General features: G+C 74.7%; 10 protein-coding genes. 2 read left to right on the top strand and 8 right to left on the bottom strand.

The window, feature by feature from the left end:
- Positions 1 to 72 precede the first annotated feature (72 nt).
- Genes HWY08_RS18300 through xdh form a run of 3 tightly spaced genes read right to left on the bottom strand, consistent with a single transcriptional unit; the run spans position 73 to position 5,607 of the window.
- A complete protein-coding gene (locus HWY08_RS18300; RefSeq protein ID WP_176067883.1) occupies positions 73 to 1,719 on the bottom strand; it encodes an N-acyl-D-amino-acid deacylase family protein in 1,647 nt (548 codons plus the stop codon).
- Positions 1,716 to 2,948, bottom strand: coding sequence for a Zn-dependent hydrolase (locus HWY08_RS18295; RefSeq protein WP_176067882.1), 1,233 nt, complete (start codon positions 2,946 to 2,948; stop codon positions 1,716 to 1,718). Before HWY08_RS18295 ends, HWY08_RS18300 begins: the two co-directional genes overlap by 4 nt.
- 19 nt (positions 2,949 to 2,967) lie before the next feature.
- Positions 2,968 to 5,607 carry a selenium-dependent xanthine dehydrogenase gene (gene xdh, locus HWY08_RS18290; RefSeq protein ID WP_176067880.1) on the bottom strand — a complete coding sequence of 880 codons (2,640 nt, stop codon included), beginning with the start codon at positions 5,605 to 5,607 and terminating at the stop codon, positions 2,968 to 2,970.
- Between the two features lie 204 nt (positions 5,608 to 5,811).
- On the opposite strand from xdh, the gene HWY08_RS18285 reads away from it, so the two are divergent.
- Entirely contained in the window at positions 5,812 to 7,857 is a 2,046-nt protein-coding gene (locus HWY08_RS18285; protein ID WP_176067878.1) for a glutamate synthase, read from the top strand.
- A 420-nt stretch (positions 7,858 to 8,277) separates the two neighbouring features.
- Here the strand turns inward: HWY08_RS18285 and HWY08_RS18280 are convergent, their stop codons facing one another.
- Genes HWY08_RS18280 through HWY08_RS18265 form a run of 4 tightly spaced genes read right to left on the bottom strand, consistent with a single transcriptional unit; the run spans position 8,278 to position 10,957 of the window.
- Positions 8,278 to 9,294, bottom strand: coding sequence for an XdhC family protein (locus HWY08_RS18280; protein WP_235969698.1), 1,017 nt, complete (start codon positions 9,292 to 9,294; stop codon positions 8,278 to 8,280).
- Positions 9,291 to 9,893, bottom strand: a complete 603-nt coding sequence (locus tag HWY08_RS18275) for a nucleotidyltransferase family protein (protein ID WP_176067876.1) — start codon at positions 9,891 to 9,893, stop codon at positions 9,291 to 9,293. Before HWY08_RS18275 ends, HWY08_RS18280 begins: the two co-directional genes overlap by 4 nt.
- A complete protein-coding gene (gpt, locus tag HWY08_RS18270; protein WP_176067874.1) occupies positions 9,890 to 10,417 on the bottom strand; it encodes a xanthine phosphoribosyltransferase in 528 nt (175 codons plus the stop codon). Before gpt ends, HWY08_RS18275 begins: the two co-directional genes overlap by 4 nt.
- A 36-nt stretch (positions 10,418 to 10,453) precedes the next feature.
- Positions 10,454 to 10,957 carry a deaminase gene (locus tag HWY08_RS18265; RefSeq protein WP_176067872.1) on the bottom strand — a complete coding sequence of 168 codons (504 nt, stop codon included), beginning with the start codon at positions 10,955 to 10,957 and terminating at the stop codon, positions 10,454 to 10,456.
- Between the two features lie 98 nt (positions 10,958 to 11,055).
- Here HWY08_RS18265 and HWY08_RS18260 point away from each other — a divergent pair, with 98 nt between their 5' ends.
- On the top strand, positions 11,056 to 12,447 hold the full coding sequence (locus HWY08_RS18260) for an 8-oxoguanine deaminase (protein ID WP_209005184.1): 1,392 nt from the start codon (positions 11,056 to 11,058) through the stop codon (positions 12,445 to 12,447).
- 61 nt (positions 12,448 to 12,508) lie between these two features.
- On the opposite strand, the gene HWY08_RS18255 is transcribed toward HWY08_RS18260, so the two are convergent.
- Positions 12,509 to 13,648 (bottom strand): BMP family ABC transporter substrate-binding protein, encoded by a 1,140-nt coding sequence (locus HWY08_RS18255; protein ID WP_176067867.1) that lies wholly within the window; start codon positions 13,646 to 13,648, stop codon positions 12,509 to 12,511.
- Between the last annotated feature and the right edge of the window lie 41 nt (positions 13,649 to 13,689).

The raw sequence follows: 13,689 nt of genomic DNA, 5'->3' as shown, positions 1-13,689 counted from the left end.
CGGGTATGCAGATGGGCGCGTGGCGGCGGAGGTCGGGAGAGGTCGTCGCGGAGCTTCGATCGCTCGCGGCCTTCAGCCCGCGCGGACCGGGCTCGCGAGCACGCGCCCGGGGAACGGCCGCGGCACCGTGAACGTGCCGTGGTCGAGGACGCGGTGGCCGTGGACCCACACGGCGTCGATGCCGGCCGGCGGGACGAGCGGGTCGAGGTAGTCGTTCCGCTCGCCCACCGTCGCCGGGTCGAAGAGCACGAGCGACGCGTCGGCGCCCTCGCGGAGCGCCGGATCCGGCAGGTGGAGGAAGCGGCAGGGGAGGGTGGCGAGCCGCCAGACCAGCTGCTCGAGCGGGATCCCCAGCTCCCGCCCCATGCGCAGCGCCCTGGGGAAGGCGCCGAGCGCCCGCGGGTGCGGCTTCTGCCCGGGCCCGGGCATGAGGCCGTCGGTGCAGAGCGCCATGGTGGGCCGGCGGAAGAACCGCTCGACGGTGGCCTCGTTCCCGTAGTGGCTGATGATGGCCACCTCGCCCTCGTTCGCGACGAAGAAGTCGAACACCGCCTCGTAGGCCGCGTCCGAGGCGGGGTCGGCGGCCCCGGCGGCGCGCGCCACGTCCGCGAGGCGCTTGCCCAGGAACGCGTCGCCCACGCCGGGCTTCACCCCGGCGAGCTGGATGCCACCCAGGCCGCCGCAGAAGTGGATGAAGTTGTCCCAGCTGCGGGAGTCGTGGCGCATCTTGTCCGCCAGCGCGCGCCGCGCCCCCGGGTCGCGGAGCCGCGCCAGGAACTCGCCGCGCGAGCCGGCCCGCGCCTCGGGCGGGAAGATCGCGTCGCCGGTGGTCGAGCCGGCGGTGTACGGGTACATGTTCTCCATGGTCGGGACGAGCGAGGCGGCGTCGCGCAGCACGGCCTCGAGCTCCCCGATCTTGGCGTAGTTGTCGGCGCCCGCGATCTTCGAGTGCTCGTTGCAGTACCCGCCGCCCCCGTCCACCGCCGCCGCGACGACCTCCTTGAGGCTCGCCACCACGTTGTCGCTCTCGGAGCGCAGGTGCGGGAAGAGCGCGCCCGGCTTCACCTCGTTGAAGGCGCGGACGAGCGCCGTCAGCTCGCGCTGGTCGCAGTAGACGGCCGGGTTGTAGACGAGGCCGGTGGAGAGGCCGAGCGTGGCGGGCGCCTCCCGCCGCACCACCTCGGCCATGGCGGCGATCTCCGCGTCGGTGGCGACGCGGGCCAGGTTGTGCATCACCACCCGCCGCACCGCCGAGTGGCCCAGGTGGAGGCCCAGGTCGGTGACGGACCGGCCGCGGTGCCAGGCGAGGAACTCGGCCACCGAGCTCCAGGTCCAGGGCCCGTCGACGGCGCCGTCGAGCGGCTTCAGCTGCGCGGCGTACTGCGAGCGCTGCGCCTCGGTCACCGGGGCCGGCGAGAGCCCGTCCACCCCGCAGATGCGCTTCGTCACCCCGCCGCGCAGCGCGAGCTCGCAGGCGCGGGGGAGCCCGTGCTCGCCCAGCGCCGTGCCGCCCAGCGCGCCGTGGTTGTGGGTGTCGACGAAGCTCGGCGCGAGCGCGCGGCCGCGCGCCTCGATCACCTCGGCGCCGAGCGCCTCCGAGCGCGAGACCGAGCCCAGCCGCGCCACGCGGTCGCCGTCGAGGAGGGCGTCGCCGGCGAACGGCGCGGTCTGGCCGTCGCCGAGGACGAGGAGCGCGTCGCGGACGAGCTGGCGGCTCACCGCGCCAGCTCGAGGACGAGCCGGAGCAGCACCTCGGCCCCGGCGGCGAGGTCGGCCGGCTTCGTGAACTCCTCCACGTTGTGGCTCACGCCCTTCACGCTCGGGACGAAGATCATGCAGGCGGGGCAGACGGCGGCCAGGATCTGCGCGTCGTGCCCGGCCCCGCTCGGCAGGCGCTTCACGGACAGGCGCAGCTCCTTCGCGATCGCCTCCACCCGCGCCACCAGCGCCGGCGCGAAGGCCACCGGCTTGAACCGCGCCAGCGAGCGGCGCGCGACCTTCACCCCCTCGGCCGCGGCGGTCTCCTCGACGAAGGCGAACAGGCGGCGCTCCGCCTCCTGGAGCCGCGCCTCGTCGGTGTTGCGCAGGTCCACCGTCATCACCACCCGGTTCGCCACCACGTTGACGAGGTTCGGGAAGAGCGTGAGCGCCCCCACCGTCGCCACCTGGTGGCCGCCGAGCTCGCGCGCCAGCCGGCGGGCGAAGACGGCGATCTCCGCCGCGACGTAGCCCGCGTCGTGGCGGAGCCGCATGGGCGTGGTGCCGGCGTGGTTCGACTGGCCGGTGAGGGTGAGCTCGGTCCAGGAGATGCCCTGCACCCCCTCCACCGCGCCGATGGTGAAGCCCTCCTCCTCGAGCACCGGGCCCTGCTCCACGTGCAGCTCGACGTAGGCGTGGACCTTGCCGGGCCCGCCCAGCGGGCCGTCCCCGGCGTAGCCGATGCGCGCCAGGTTCTCCCGCACCGTCGTGCCGTCGATGCCCACCGTGGCGAGCGCCCGCTCGAGCGGCAGGGCGCCGGCGTACACCAGGCTCCCCATCATGTCCGGCTGGAAGCGCGAGCCCTCCTCGTTGGTGAAGAAGGCCACCGCCAGCGGCCGTCGCGTGACGACCTTCGCGTCGTTCAGCGCCGCGACCACCTCGAGCCCGGCCATGACGCCCAGGTTGCCGTCGTAGGGCCCGCCGGTGCGGACGGTGTCGATGTGGCTCCCCACCATGACGGGCGGGCCGTCCTCCTGGCCCTTCCGGATCCCGACCGCGTTGCCGATGCCGTCGACGGTGACGGTGAGCCCCAGCTCGCGCATCCAGCGCACCACCTGGTCGCGGCCCGCCTTGTCCTCGTCGGTGAGCGCGAGCCGGCACACGCCGCCGCCGGGGAGCGCGCCGTGCCGGGCCAGCTCCGCCAGGCGCCGCGAGAGGCGCTCGCCGTCGATCCTCGGGTCGTTCGTCATGCGGTTCCTCCGTCGGCGCCTAGTGCCAGCGCTCGCGCTCCTGGTCCGGGATGCGCCCCACGTTGATGGCGCGGGCGGCCGGCGAGTCCTTCATGGGCAGGCGCGTCCGGCGCACGCCGTCGAACGCCTCGAGCGCCGCCGCCACCGCGCCGGCGGTGGGCACGAGCCCGATCTCGCCCACGCCCTTGGCGCCGAACGGCCCCTCCGGCTCGGGGTCCTCGACCAGGATCACCTCCACCTCCGGCATGTGCTGCGCGCGCAGGACGCCGATGTCGCGCAGCCGGAAGGTCACCGGCATGCCGTCCTGGCAGGGCAGCTCCTCGGTGAGCGCGTAGCCGAGGCCCATGTGCACCGAGCCCTCGATCTGCGCCTCGCACTGCTGCGGGTTGATGGCGCGCCCCACGTCGTGGGCGGCCACCACCTTCTCCAGCTTGCCGGCCGCGTCGAGCACCACCATCTGGGTGGCCCAGCCGAAGGAGGTGTGGGTCTTGATCTTCCCGTGCTTCGTCTCGCCCGGCGCGGTGGTGTCGTCGATGACCACCTGGCCCACGTACTCGCGGCCGGCGAGGTCGGAGAGCGTCATCCCGCGGTCGAGGTCGGCGCGCAGCTTCGCCGCCGCGTCCACCGCGGCGCGGCCGCCGAGGAGCGTGGCGCGCGAGCCGGTGGTCTGGCCGGCGCCGAGCTCGAACTTCGTGTCCACCCGCGGCCGGAAGGTCGCGGCCGGCAGCCCGGTCACCTCCACCGCGCACTGGGTGAGCACGGTGAGCAGGCCCTGGCCCATCTCGGTGAAGCCGGCGTGGAGCGCGACGGTGCCGCCCGGCTCCACCACCAGCCGGCACTTGCCCTGCTCCACCACGCCGTTGCCGATGCCGGAGTTCTTCACCCCGCAGGCGACCCCCACCGCCCGGCCCGCGGCGCGGGCGGCGTAGTAGGCGTCCTTCACCGCCAGCAGGGTGCGCTCGAGCCCGACCGACTTCTCCAGCACCTGGCCGGTGGTGAAGGTGTCCCCCAGCCGCAGCGCGTTGCGCCAGCGCATCTCCCAGCCGTCGAGGCCGGCCTTGGCGGCGAGGAGGTCGAGGCAGCCCTCCATGGCGAAGCTGGTCTGGTTCACGCCGAAGCCGCGCATAGCGCCGCAGGGCGGGTTGTTGGTGTAGGCCGCCGTCGCCTCCACGTCGACCGCCGGGACCGCGTACGGCCCGCAGGCGTGGCCGGCGGCGCGCTCCAGCACCTTGCCGCCCACCGAGGCGTAGGCGCCCGAGTCGCCGAGGAGCCGCACCCGGGCGGCGGTGAGCTTGCCGGCGGCGTCGCAGCCGACGGTGTAGCTCATGGTGATGGGGTGGCGCTTCGGGTGGAGCCGGATCGACTCCTCGCGGTTGAGCGTCACCCGGACCGGCCGTCCGGTGAGGCGCGCCAGCACCGCCGTCTGCGCCTGGATGCTCATGTCCTCCTTGCCGCCGAAGGCGCCGCCGTTCGGCACCAGCTCCACGAAGACCCGCTCCTCGGGCTCGCCCAGCACCGAGGCCACCTGGCGCCGGTCGTCGAAGATGCCCTGCCCCTGCGAGTAGAGGTGGAGCCGGCCGTCGGGGAGCGGCACCGCCAGCGCCGCCTCGGGCTCGAGGAAGAGGTGCTCGATGCGCTGGGTGCTCCAGGTGCCGCTCACCACGTGGGCGGAGGCGGCCAGGGCGGCGTCCACGTCGCCCCGCGCGTAGCGCGTGAACGAGAGGATGTTGGCGTGCTTCGGGTTCACCTGCGGCGCGCCCGGCTTCACCGCCTCGGCGGGGTCGAGCACCGGCGGCAAGGGCTCGTACTCCACCTCGACGAGCTTCGCCGCCTCGCGCGCGGCGCGGGGGCTCTCGGCCGCCACCGCCGCCAGCACGTCGCCGACGGCGCGGACCTCCTCGCCCTCGGCCACGAAGCAGGGCCAGTCCTGGTACAGCATCCCGACCCAGCGGTCGCCGCGGACGTCCTTCGCCGTGGCCACCGCCACCACGCCCGGCGCCGCCCGCGCCCGCGAGGTGTCGACGCGGAGCACCCTGGCGCGCGCGTGCTGGGACAGCACCACCACCCCGTGCAGGAGCCCGGGGACGTCGAGGTCGGCGACGAAGGGGCGGGCGCCGAGCGCCAGCTCGCCGCCCTGGTAGCGCTGGAGCGGCTGGCCCACTCCGCCGTCCGCGACCGGCACCGGCCGCGGGCCGCCGCGCTTCGCGGCGTGGATGAGCTCCACCGCGTCGATGATCTTCACGTAGCCGGTGCAGCGGCAGAGGTGACCGTCGAGCGCCTTCGCGATCTCGGCGCGCGAGAGCAGGCGCTCCGGGTCGGTGAGCCACTTGATGCGCAGGGTGAGCCCGGGCGTGCAGAAGCCGCACTGCACGCCGGCCGCGACCTGGAACGCGTCGGCGTACAGCTTCCGCTCCGCGTCGGGGACGCCCTCCAGCGTCAGGATCGACTTTCCGTCCACCTTCTCGGCGGGGACGGCGCACGAGTTCTTCGGCGCGCCGTCGACGAGCGCGAGGCAGGCGCCGCACTGGCCCTGCGGCGCGCAGCCGTCCTTCACGGAGCAGATCTTGAACCCCTGCCGCAGCACCTCGAGCAGCGACTGGCCCGGGTGCACCTCGGCCTGGCGAGCCTGCCCGTTGAGCGTGAACCGGATCGTCTTCATCGGCGTGCGGCCTCTCGTGGCGGCGGCCCCGGGGGCGGGGCGCCCCGGCGCGCGCTCCTCGTGAAAAAGGCGCGTCGAACGGGGCGGTTACGCTCTGGACGGTAACGCAGCCGCGCGCGCCGATCAATCGGACGCGATGAGTCCAGTTGCTTCGGCAGAGGGTGCTGCGGCAGGATCGCCGCTCACCCTTTCGACCGATCGAGCATGGCCGAGCTGACCCCCATCCCGTTCGGCGTGCTGGTCGCGCGCCTCTTCCGCGAGCTCGCCGAGAAGCAGGCCGCCTTCGACCTCCCCGCGGCGCGCTTCGTCCTGGGCGACCCGGCGCGCGACCTGTCGGTGTCCATCCACGGCCACCGCGCCTCGAGCCCGTTCGGGCCCGCGGCCGGCCCCCATACCCAGCTCGCCCAGAACCTCGTCCTCGCCTGGCTCGCCGGCAGCCGCGTGCTGGAGCTCAAGACCGTCCAGGTGAAGGACGACCTCGTCATCCCCCGGCCTTGCATCGACCTGCATACCGTCGGCTTCAACGTGGAGTGGTCGCAGGAGCTGTCGCTCGAGCAGTCGCTCGAGGAGTACGTGAAGGCGTCGATGCTCATCGAGCTGCTGAAGGCCTCGGGGATGGCGCCCGGCTTCGGCGACACCGTCTTCGACATGAGCGTCGGCTACGACCTGGCGGGCATCCGCTCGGAGCGGGTGCGCGCCTTCATGGCGGGCCTCCTCGACGCCCGCCCCATCGTGGAGCGGCTGCGCGCGCAGATCCCCGCGCCGTGGGCGCACCTGCGCGACCTGCCCTTCACCACCCGCGTCTCGGACACCCTCACCCTCTCCACCTTCCACGGCTGCCCGCCGGACGAGATCGAGCGCATCGCGGCCTTCCTCCTGCGGGAGGTGGGGCTGCACGTGGTGGTGAAGCTCAACCCCACCCTCCTCGGTGAGGAGGGCGTGAGCTCCATCCTCCACGAGCGGCTCGGCTACCGGGAGCTGGTGGTGCCGGAGGGCGCGTTCGAGAAGGACGCGAAGTGGGAGCAGGTGGTGGGGTTCGTGGAGCGGCTCGGGGCGGTCGCGGCGGAGGCCGGCCGCGGCTTCGGCGTGAAGTTCACCAACACGCTGCTCGTCCGGAACCACCGCAGCTTCTTCCCGCCGACCGAGAAGGAGATGTACCTCTCCGGCCCGCCGCTGCACGTGCTGGCGATGGCGCTCGTGCGTCGCTTCCGCCGCGCCTTCGGCGACCGCTTCCCCATCTCCTTCTCGGCCGGGATCGACGCCGGCAACTTCGCCGACGCGGTCGCCCTGGGCCTCAAGCCCGTGAGCGTCTGCAGCGACCTCCTGAAGCCGGCCGGGTACGGCCGCGCCCGGGGCTACTTCGCGGAGCTCTCGCGCCGGATGGACGCGGTGGGGGCGCGCGATCTCGACACCTTCACCCTCCTCGCCTACGGGCATGCCGCCGCGGCGCTGGCGCAGGCAGGGCTCCCGGCCGAGGCCGCTGCGGCCTGCCGCACCGCGCTCGCGAGCGGCGCGGACCTCCGCGCCGCGGCCGGGGAGGGCTTCCCGCGCTGGGTCTCCGCGGCGCGGCTCCTCGACACCGAGACCTACTGCGAGCGCGTGCTCGCGGACCCCCGCTACGCGCTGCCGCGGAACAGCACCCCGCCGAAGAAGGTCGGCAGCCAGCTCGCGCTCTTCGACTGCCTCACCTGCGACAAGTGCATCCCGGTCTGCCCCAACGACGCGAACTTCACCATCCCGGTCCCGCGCGGCGAGGTGGCGCTCGAGCGGCTCGTGCCGATCGCGGGCGGCTTCCGGGCCGAGCCGGCCGGAGTCCTCTCGCTCGCGAAGCCGCGGCAGATCGCGAACTTCGCCGACGCCTGCAACGAATGCGGGAACTGCGACGTCATGTGCCCGGAGGACGGCGGCCCCTACGTCGTGAAGCCGCGCTTCTTCGGCAGCGTGGCCGCCTGGGAGGCCGCCGCCGGCCTCGACGGCTTCGCGCTCGAACCGATGCCGGGCGGCCTCCGCATGCACGGCCGCCTCGGCGGCCGCGCCTACGTGGTCGAGAGCGGCGGGGCGCGGGTGCGCTACCGCGGCGACGGCTTCGACCTCGCCCTCGACCTCGCCGATCCGGCCCGCACCGCCGAGGGCCAGGCCGCGGGCCCGGTGGACCTCGCGCCGCTCCGGATCATGGAGCTCCTGCGGGCCGGCGTGACCGCCCCCGGCGCCGTGAACTACGTGAGCGCGGCGCTGGCGCAGCCTGCCTGAAGGCCCGCGCCCTACTCGACCGCGACTGCGACGACCTCGACCTCGACCTCGACCGCGACCGCGACCGCGACCGCGACCTCGATCGCGCCCGCGCCCGCGCCCGCGCCCGCCCCGCCCCGCGACCGCCCTGCGGACGGAACCGGCCGCGGACGGGCGGCGGGGTGGCCCTCCGAAGGAGCGTAGGCGACCTGCGTGAGGCTCCCGCCCGCCGTACCGCCGCCAGCAACGCCGGTGCCACGCCGACGCGAGGACCTCGTGCGCCACGCCGGCGTGGCACGTTGCGTTGCTCGGCCTCGAGCGTTTCTCGGCCGGCCGCCGTACCAGGCCGGAAGGTCGTCCGGAGCGACGCCGGAGGGCCACCCCGACGCCCGCTCGGAACCGCTGCCTCGCGGACGATCCCCCGTGCCTGTCGCGCACGCGCTACGTCGCCGGAGGCTCCGGCCGCCGCAGCGCCGCCACGAGCTGCGCCAGGATGGAGACCGCGATCTCGCCGGGGGATACCGCGCCGATGGGGAGCCCGACGGGACCGCGCAGCCGCGCCAGGTCGCCCGGGCCGAACCCCATGGCCGCGAGCCGCTCCAGGCGTCCGGCCTGGGTGCGCGCGCTCCCCAGGCAGCCCACGTAGAACGCCTCGGATCGCAGGGCGGCGGCGAGCGCGGGGTCGTCGAGCTTGGGGTCGTGGGTGAGCGTGACCACCGCCGTGTGCCGGTCGAGGCCGGCGCGCGCGAGCGCGGCGTCCGGCCACTCGACGGCCAGCGCCGTCCCGGGGAAGCGCTCCTCGGTGGCGAAGGCGCGGCGGGGGTCGATCACGAGCACGTCGTAGCCGGCGAGGCGCGCCATCGGCGCGAGCGCCTGCGCGATCTGCACCGCGCCCACCAGGACGACGCGCACCGGCGGATTGAACGCGCGCAGGAAGAGCGCCCCGCCGGGCGTCTCCACCACCCCGGTGCGATCGCGCAGCGACGCCTCGCGCGCCGCCTGCGCTAGCGCGGGGTCGAGGCCGGGGTCGGGGGCGTGCGGCCGGACGAGGCGCGGCGCGCCGGTGGCGACCTCCGTCGCGAGCACCACCGGCTCCTTCGCCGCGAGCGCGGCGAGCAGCTCGCGCACGAGCTCTCGCCCGGGCCGCTCGACGTACACCTGCAGCGCGCCGCCGCAGGCGAGCCCGACCTGCCAGGCCCGCTCGTCCGTCACCCGGTAGTCGAGGACGCGCGGCGGTCCTCCGCCGGCGATGACCTCCAGCGCGGCCTCGATGACGGCCGCCTCGACGCAGCCGCCCGAGACCGAGCCCACGAACTCCCCGCGGGCGTTCACACCCAGCAGGCTGCCCGGCCGGCGCGGCGCCGAGCCCCAGGTGCGCATCACCGCTGCCAGCGCCACGCCCAGCCCCGCGTCCGCCCAGGCCGCCAGCCGCTCCAGCACCTCCGCCTGCTCGCTCACCGGGGCTCCTCCTCGCCCAGCCGCGCCCGCGCCGCCGCCAGATCCTCCGCCACGTCCACGTCGGCGAGCGCCTCGGCCGGCCAGTCGGCGAAGGCCGCCTCGGCGAGGTGGCGGCGCGTCACCTCGCGGCCCCGCCCGTCGCCCGCGCCTCCGCGCAGCTCGGGGAAGAGCGCGCGGGCGTAGAGGGTCGGCGGCGCGAGCACCGCGCCGTAGCGGGAGGCCACGAGCGGCGCGCCGGTCTCGCGGAAGCGCGCCACCAGCGCCTGGATCATCCCGGCGCCGACGAAGGGCATGTCCGCGAGCAGCACCACCGCCGCCTCGGCGTCCGGCGGGACCGCCGCCAGCCCGGCGTCGAGCGAGGTGTTCATCCCGGCGGCGTGGCGCGGGTTCGGCACCGCCCGGCAGGCCAGGCCGGCGAGCGCCTCCTCGGCGCGCGCCGCCTCGTGGCCGACCACCACCAGCACCGGGTCGAGGCGGGCGTCGAGCGCCGCGCGCGCCGCGCGCCGCAGCAGCGGCTCGCCGGCGAAGGGCGCGAGCAGCTTGTTCTCGCCCAGGCGGGAGGAGGCGCCGGCCGCCAGGAGGACGGCCGCGACGCTCACTTCCCGCGACGGCTCTTGATGGGCGAGACGAACTGGTAGTCGATGTCCCACGGGAAGTAGATCCACTTCTCCTGCTTGAACTCCTTCACGAAGGTGTCCACCACCGGCCGCCCGAGCGGCTTGGCGTAGAGCGCGGCGAAGTGCGCCTTGGGCAAGGTCTCCCGGACCGCCTTGGCGGTGCGGCCGGTGTCGACCAGGTCGTCGATGAGGAGCCAGCCGGCGCCGTCGCCGGAGACGGTCTTCAGCCAGCGCAGCTCGCCCTGGCGCTGCTCGGCGCCGCCGCCCTCGGCCGCGCCGTAGCTCACCACGCACACCGTGTCGATGAGGCGGATGTCGAGCTCGCGCGCCACCAGCGCCGCCGGCACGAGCCCGCCGCGGGTGATGGCGATGATCCCCTTCCACTCGCCGAGCTGGTGCAGCACGTGGGAGAGGTAGCGCGCGTCGCGGTGCAGCTCGGGCCACGAGATGACGATCTCGTCCCGGTACGGGTTGGCGGTGGCGGGGGGCTTGGGCTCGGTGGACATGCGGAGATCCTCGGGCGGGAGTGGGGAGAGGGGCGGTCAGGGCGTGCGCGCCCACGCGCCGGCGTGGAGCGCCGCGCCCTCGTCCTCGAGCAGCGGCCCCACCACCTCGACCGGCCGCTGGCCCGCCGCGAACACCGCGCGGCAAGGCAGGTCGAGGGTCGGGTTCTCGGGGTGGGCGCCGGTCACCTCCTTGAGGCGGCGCTCGGAGAGCGCGTAGACGACCCGCCCGACTCCGGCCCAGTACGCGGCGGCGGCGCACATCGCGCACGGCTCGGCCGAGCTGTAGAGGGTGCAGCGGGCCAGGACGTCGGGCCGCCAGGCGCGCGAGGCGCGGGTGGCGAGGAGCCGCTCGGCGTGGGCGGTCATGTCGCGATCGGGCAGGTAGCCGTTCTCGCTCTCCAGGAGCACCTCGCCGCCCGGGCCGACCAGGAGGGCGCCGAAGGGGTGGTTGCCGTGCTCGCGCGCGCGGCGCGCCACCTCGAAGGCGCGGCGCAGGAAGGCGGCGTCGGCGGCGGAGGAGGGGCTGGTGGGCGTGCTCATCGGGTGGGGTCGAGCTCCGGTCGCGCGGAGGCGGTTGCGCCTGGATGCTAATATCCGCGGGAAGCTACCACACGCCTCCCCCCGGACCGCACGCTCCCGTGACCTCGAAGACCCTCCTCATCCGCGACGCCGCCGTCATCGCCACCTTCGACGACGCGCGCCGCGAGCTCACGGACGCCTCGCTCCTCGCCCGCGACGGCGTGATCGAGGCGGTCGGGCCGGCCGCCAGCCTGCCGCGCACCGCCGACGAGGTCATCGACGCGCGCGGCCACCTGGTCCTGCCGGGCCTCGTCAACACGCACCACCACATGTGCCAGTCGCTCACGCGCGCGGTGCGGGCGGTGCAGGACGCCGAGCTGTTCTCCTGGCTCTCGGGCCTCTATCCGATCTGGGCGCGGCTCACGCCGGAGATGATCCGCGTCGCCACCCAGGTGGCGATGGCCGAGCTGCTGCTGTCCGGCTGCACCACCACCAGCGACCACCTCTACATCTACCCGAACGGCGTCCGGCTGGACGACAGCATCGAGGGCGCCCGGGCCGCCGGCATGCGCTTCACCGCCACCCGCGGCTCGATGACGGTGGGGCGGAGTCAGGGCGGGCTCCCGCCCGACGAGGTGGTGGAGCGCCCGGACGACGTCCTGCGGGAGACGGAGCGGCTCATCGGGCGGTACCACGACCGCGCCCGCGGGGCGATGCTCCAGATCGCGGTCGCGCCCTGCTCGCCCTTCTCGGTGAGCCGGGAGCTCATGCGCGACTCGGCGGCGCTGGCGCGCAAGCACGGCGTGCGGCTGCACACGCACCTCGCCGAGAACGACCACGACGTCGCCTACACCCGCGAGAAGTTCGGCTGCACGCCGGCCGAGTACGCCGAGGAGCTGGGGTGGCTGGGCGAGGACGTCTGGCACGCCCACTGCGTGAAGCTCGACGCGGCCGGCCTGGCGCGCTTCGCGGCCACCGGCACCGGGGTCGCGCACTGTCCGTCGAGCAACATGCGGCTCGCGAGCGGGATCGCGCCGGTGCTCGCCATGCGCCGGGCGGGGGTGCGGGTGGGCCTGGGCGTCGACGGGAGCGCCAGCAACGACGGGGCGCAGATGGTGGCGGAGGCGCGGCAGGCGCTGCTCCTGCAGCGGGTGGGCCTCGCGCTCGAGCCGTTCGGCTGCGACCGCGGCCCGGCCGCCATGACCGTCCGCGACGCGCTGGCGCTCGCCACCCGCGGCGGCGCGCAGGTGCTCGGCCGCCCGGACATCGGGCACCTCGCGCCCGGGATGTGCGCAGACCTGGCGCTCTTCGACCTCGGCGGCGTCGCCTTCTCGGGCGCCGCCGTGCACGACCCGGTGGGCGCGCTGCTCCTGTGCGCCTCGCCCGGCGCGGCCTACACCGTCGTCGACGGCCAGGTGCGGGTGCGCCAGGGGCGGCTCACCTCGTTCGACCTCGACCCGGTGGTGCGGCGCCACGGCGAGCTGGCGCTGGCGCTCGTCGCCGGCGGATAGGCCAAGGGCCGGGGGGGCCGCCTGCGCGGCCCGCTCCCGGCCCCCGGTGCGGCAGGTCAGGTCACTTGCCCGACGGGACCTTGCCCTCGACGCCCTTCACGTAGAAGGCCACCTCGCCGCGCCACTTGTCGTCGGCGGGCGCGTCCTTGGCCAGCACTTCCTTGCCGGTGTTGTCGACGATGGGGCCCTTGAAGACGCTGACGGTGCCGTTCTTCAGGCCCTCCTTGGCGTCCTCGACCGCCTTCTTCACGTCGGCCGGCAGGAAGTCGGCGACCTTGACGAAGTCGGTCATGCCCTCCTTGACGCCCCACTTCGTGACCTCGGGCTTCCAGGTCTTGTCGAGCGCGTCGCGGAACGCCTTCTCGTAGTAGACGCCCCAGCGCAGCACGCAGGAGCCGAGGTGCGCCTTGGGCGCGAACGCGCTCATGTCGCTGTCCCAGCCGAAGGCGTACTTGCCCGCGCGCTCGGCGGCCTGCAGCACCGCGGTCGAGTCGGTGTTCTGGAGCAGGATGTCGGCGCCCTGGTTCATGAGCGACTGCGCCGCCTCGGTCTCCTTGGGCGGGTCGAACCAGGCGTTCACCCACACCACCTTGGTCTTCACCTTGGGGTTCACGCTCTGGGCGCCGAGCGTGTAGGCGTTGATGTTGCGGAGCACCTCGGGGATGGGGAAGGAGGCCACGAAGCCGAGGGTGTTGGTCTTCGTCATCTTGCCGGCCACGATGCCCGCCAGGTAGGCGCCCTCGTAGAAGCGGCCCTCGTACACGCGCAGGTTGGGCGCGGTCTGGTAGCCGGTGGCGTGCTCGAAGTAGACGTCCGGGAAGTCCTTGGCGACCTTCACCATCGCGTCCATGTAGCCGAACGAGGTGGCGAAGATCATCTTGTTGCCCTGGGCGACCAGGTCGCGGATGACGCGCTCGGCGTCGGGGCCCTCGGGCACCTTCTCGACGTAGCTGGTCACCACCTTGTCGCCGAACTTGGCGGCGGCCTCCTTGCGGCCCTGGTCCTGGGCGAAGCTCCAGCCGGCGTCGCCGACCGGGCCGACGTAGATGAAGGCCGCCTTGAGCGGCGCGGCGGCGGCCGGCGCCGGAGCGGCGGCGGGGGCCGGGGCGGGGGCGGCGGCCTTCTCGTCCTTGCAGGCCGTGAGGCTCGCCAGGGCGACGAGGGCGCCGAGCGCGAGGTGTGTGAGCGGTCGCTTCTCCATGGGTGCGGTGCTCCTTGGTTGAGGCCAGGTGCGCTGGCCGG

The sequence above is a fragment of the Anaeromyxobacter diazotrophicus genome (assembly GCF_013340205.1).
GTDB lineage: Bacteria > Myxococcota > Myxococcia > Myxococcales > Anaeromyxobacteraceae > Anaeromyxobacter_A > Anaeromyxobacter_A diazotrophicus.
This window is presented reverse-complemented; position numbering and strand designations above follow the sequence as displayed.